Raw genomic sequence first — 3786 nt, forward strand, 5'->3', positions numbered from 1 at the left:
AACCGATTTGTGCAACAAGGCCTTTCGCATCTACATCGATGGGAAGCCGCAAAAACACCTTTGGACACTTAAGTGACCCCAAACCCTTCACGGCCTTAATTTTTCAAGTGCTGTTTTAAGGTCAATCGCGCCGTCATAAAGCGCCCGGCCAGAGATGGCACCGTTCAGCGGTGCCCCGCAATCGCGCAGCGCAATGAGATCGGCCAGCGAACTGACCCCGCCCGAGGCGATCACCGGGATGCTGACGCTGTTTGCCAGCGCCGCCGTGGCCTCGATATTCGGCCCTTGCATCGCGCCATCCCGGTTGATGTCGGTATAGATGATCGCCGCCACGCCCGCGTCCTCGAAAGAGCGCGCCAGATCGGTGACCAGCACATCGGTCTCTTCGGCCCAACCCTTGGTCGCGACCCGACCGTTGCGGGCGTCGATCCCAACCGCCACCTTGCCGGGAAATTCCTGCGCGGCCTCGCGGACGAGGCCGGGATTTTCCACCGCGACGGTGCCCAGGATGACCCGGGCCAGCCCCTTTTCGATCCAGGTCTCAATCGTCGCCATGTCGCGAATGCCGCCACCCAACTGGGCCGGCACGTCGCAAGATCTTAGGATCGCTTCGACCGGGACGGCATTGACCGGTTCACCGGCAAAAGCACCATTCAGATCCACCAGATGCAGCCATTCGCACCCGGCTGCCACAAAGGCCCGGGCCTGGGCAGCGGGATCGTCGTTGAACACGGTGGCCTGATCCATTTCCCCACGCACAAGGCGCACGGCCTGTCCGTCTTTCAGATCGATGGCGGGATAGAGGATCATGGCGGGGGCCTTTCGCTGGGATACGGGCGCGATATGGCACGGGGGTGCGCGCGAATGCAACGCCTACCGGCGCGCTGCAATTCACCGCGTTGCCCTTGCAGTGCGCTGCGGTCTAACCGCCGCAGATGTTCTGCAACAGAACCCAGTCGCGATCGGGCAGCACCAAATTCGGCTCTGTGCCGGCCATTGGGTCGGCTTCGATCAGCGCCAGAACGCTTTCTCCGGTGATGTCGCGCGCATAGGCATAGGGTGTCGATGGCAGGCCGGCCTCGGCAAAGGCCTGCAGCAGCGGGTCCGCCGGCACCGACCGGGGCGGTGCCAGCAAGACCCGTTCGGCATAGGCATCCAGGGTCTGTTGCGTCACTTGTCCCGTTGTCAGCAGGCGGAACGAGGCCAATGCGCCGCCCCGGATCAACAATTCGGCAAGCGGGTCGTCTCTTTCGGCACGGGTGCGTTCGGCCAGGATGTAGCCGGCCACCACGGCCGGATCCTCGTGATCCTCGATCAGTGCCCGATTCAGCAACACGATGCCGCCGGGCAGATGCCGGCTGTCTGCCGGACCGGCTGGCAGAACCACCAGTTTCCGCACGCCGGTGCGCTGCGCCAGCCGGTCCAGAACAGATGTGGTCTCGGGGGTATGGCAGGCGCGGCCGGCGATCCGTTCGACCCGGCCCAGCAGCGCCAAACCGATCGCCTGGCGTTGAATGTCGGGCACCACGCTAACCGTGTGACGCCGCACCGCGCCCGGAGCCCAGACCAGCAGAAATGCGGCCAGCACGGCCGCGACCGTCAGCGTTCCGGCCAGACGCAGGCGCCCGGAGCGAGGGCGGGCGCGGTCGATCGCCTGGCGCAGCTTTTCGATGGCGGCGATCATGTCGGTCTCGTTCTCGGCCAGTTCCAGGGTTTCGCCGGGATCGCCGTCAGGCGCATAGATCGCGGGGCGTGTGCCAGGGTTGCGCCGGTCCAGAGCCGCCAGGGACCAATGCGCCAGAGGCCGGTCGCGCAGATCGCTGATGGTCAGCGTCGCCTCGCCGATGGACACGATGACCTCGCGCCGCTGTTCGGCGGGCGACGCGCGCCACAGGCCAGTCGCTTCCAGCCGTTCATATTCTTTGAGTGCCGTCATTCTGCAGGGTCTGCCGCGCCTCTGTTTCGGCAAATCCTAGCATGTGGAAAAGGTGGGCGGCAAATGCCTTCGCGGTAGTATTGCGGGGTTTCCGCGGCGGTTTGGGCGGTTCAGCGAGCGGGGTCTGTCGCGCCGCCAAACACCGCGTCTGCCTTGCCCTCGGGATCAAAGAAATCCATGCCGGAAACATCGTTGGGGCTGCGGAACAATACGCTCTGCGGCATCGACTTGTCCTGCGCCTGGTTCTGCCGGCCCTTTGCGCCAGAGGCGGAAGCCGGGCCGCGCCAGTCCTGCAGGTCGATCCGCGACGGGCCGGCGCCGCGTGCGTCCAGACTGAGCGACAGGTCGAGCTGAGTGATTGCGCCGGCGATATCGTGGGCTGGCTGTGATCCATGCGCAGGTATCGTGTCGCTAATGCCTGAACCTGCCGTCCGGTCCGTGCTGGCCATGGGAGCCTTGTCCGGGCCGGCGCCGGTCGCCGGGGCGGTCAGGGGGTCGGCCGCCGCGTCTGTCAGACCCGAGCCAAGCGCCAGAATTACAAAGGCGGAAATAGCCGGAAGCGACATGTATTAAGCCTTTCGGAGTGGTTAGTGAGATCGAGCCGGTTCTAGACTGCGGTCTGGACCATGTTCAAGGGAGGGCCCGACACAAGCGCGCGATCAGTGACATTCCCGGTGGCAAATTAGGTAGGACTCTGAAAAGAAATCAAAAAAACTGAGTGGATCACGCGTTCAAACCACGTTTTCCTGCGGTCAAAGGCGCCGCATTGGCCTTGAACCGCAGGTGCGGGCGTTATGCCGCACTGCAGAAAGCCGTGCTGCCCTTAACGAAATCTTTGCGCCCTGCGCTTTTCCTGTTCGGCGGGGGCCGGGTGGCGTAGACAGGTCCCGGTCCGCAATGCCGTTGGTGTCATGTCATGATCTTGTCCCTGGGTCGCCGCTATGTCTTTGTGCATGCCCCCAAGACCGGGGGCACGGCGCTGGCGCTGGCGCTCGAGGCGCGGGCGATGCGTGACGACATCATGTTGGGCGACACGCCAAAGGCGCTGAAACGACGGCGACGGCTGCGTGGGGCGCGTACACGTGGCCGGTTGTGGAAACACGCGACGCTGGCGGATATCGACGGCCTCATCCCCGATGCCGCGCTGTGCCGACTTTTCGCCTTTACCCTGGTCCGCAATCCCTGGGATCGGGCCGTCAGCTATTATCACTGGCTGCAATTGCAGGAATTCGACCATCCTGCGGTCGGGTTGGCGAAACGCCTGCCGTTTACCGAATTCGTCACCGCGCCCGCCATATGGCAAGCGTTTCGCGCGACACCCGCCGGCCATTACATGCGCCGCGCAGACGGTATCGAACAATGCCACGCCTATATTCGTATCGAGCACTTTGCGCAGGATTCTAAACCCCTGACGGCGCATCTTGGCTTTGATCTGAGCCTTGCAAGGGTCAACGCATCGCCGCGGGTCCGCGACTATCGCGGCTATTACAGCCAAGCGGCGGCCGACGCCGTTGCCGACAGCTGTTCCGAGGACATCGCCCGGTTCGGATATCGCTTTGAATGACGGGCAGGGCGCTTGCGCAGAGCGTCGGGTGATATGCCGCGCGACCTGAATTGCACAGCCTACGGTCTTCGCAAGGCAAGGCGCGGCGCTGGTTATGCCCGCAAAATTGTCGGCCGGCGTGTCAGCACCTCGGCGCATGCCGGGTTCGTTCTCGATGCACTGGAGCAGGCTGTTCACGAGCGGCGGCCGACCAAGGCGATGGAGCTTGTTCACCACACCGACCGCGGAAGCCAATAGTGTTCCTCGCAGAGCGATTCAATGACGGAAAGCCGATGCAGAACGCCTT

At 63.8% G+C, this 3786-nt stretch carries 4 protein-coding genes and 1 pseudogene; 2 read left to right on the plus strand and 3 right to left on the minus strand.

Annotated features, from left to right (window positions below; all coding sequences use genetic code 11):
• Window positions 1-87: 87 nt before the first annotated feature.
• From hisA to ACFMPD_RS17365, 3 genes are all read right to left on the minus strand, one after another.
• Window positions 88-810: a 1-(5-phosphoribosyl)-5-[(5-phosphoribosylamino)methylideneamino]imidazole-4-carboxamide isomerase gene (hisA, locus tag ACFMPD_RS17355; protein ID WP_380997251.1), complete on the minus strand. Its 723-nt coding sequence runs from the start codon at window positions 808-810 to the stop codon at window positions 88-90.
• Between the two features lie 112 nt (window positions 811-922).
• Window positions 923-1936 (minus strand): hypothetical protein, encoded by a 1014-nt coding sequence (locus ACFMPD_RS17360; protein WP_380997254.1) that lies wholly within the window; start codon window positions 1934-1936, stop codon window positions 923-925.
• 110 nt (window positions 1937-2046) lie between these two features.
• Window positions 2047-2502, minus strand: a complete 456-nt coding sequence (locus ACFMPD_RS17365; protein ID WP_380997256.1) for a hypothetical protein — start codon at window positions 2500-2502, stop codon at window positions 2047-2049.
• Between the two features lie 350 nt (window positions 2503-2852).
• Here ACFMPD_RS17365 and ACFMPD_RS17370 point away from each other — a divergent pair, with 350 nt between their 5' ends.
• On the plus strand, window positions 2853-3500 hold the full coding sequence (locus ACFMPD_RS17370; RefSeq protein ID WP_380997259.1) for a Type II secretory pathway, pullulanase PulA: 648 nt from the start codon (window positions 2853-2855) through the stop codon (window positions 3498-3500).
• A 93-nt stretch (window positions 3501-3593) separates the two neighbouring features.
• Window positions 3594-3734, plus strand: a pseudogene (locus tag ACFMPD_RS17375) (IS3 family transposase); the annotation flags it as partial.
• Window positions 3735-3786: the final 52 nt, after the last annotated feature.

This window comes from Sedimentitalea sediminis (genome assembly GCF_042687825.1).
Taxonomy (GTDB): Bacteria; Pseudomonadota; Alphaproteobacteria; order Rhodobacterales; family Rhodobacteraceae; genus Sedimentitalea.

Excerpts from the sequence above, each read along its gene's own strand:
- hisA (WP_380997251.1), bottom strand. The coding sequence starts at position 810 with ATGATCCTCTATCCCGCCATCGATCTGAAAGACGGACAGGCCGTGCGC.
- ACFMPD_RS17360 (WP_380997254.1), bottom strand. The coding sequence starts at position 1,936 with ATGACGGCACTCAAAGAATATGAACGGCTGGAAGCGACTGGCCTGTGG.
- ACFMPD_RS17365 (WP_380997256.1), bottom strand. The coding sequence starts at position 2,502 with ATGTCGCTTCCGGCTATTTCCGCCTTTGTAATTCTGGCGCTTGGCTCG.
- ACFMPD_RS17370 (WP_380997259.1), top strand. The coding sequence starts at position 2,853 with ATGATCTTGTCCCTGGGTCGCCGCTATGTCTTTGTGCATGCCCCCAAG.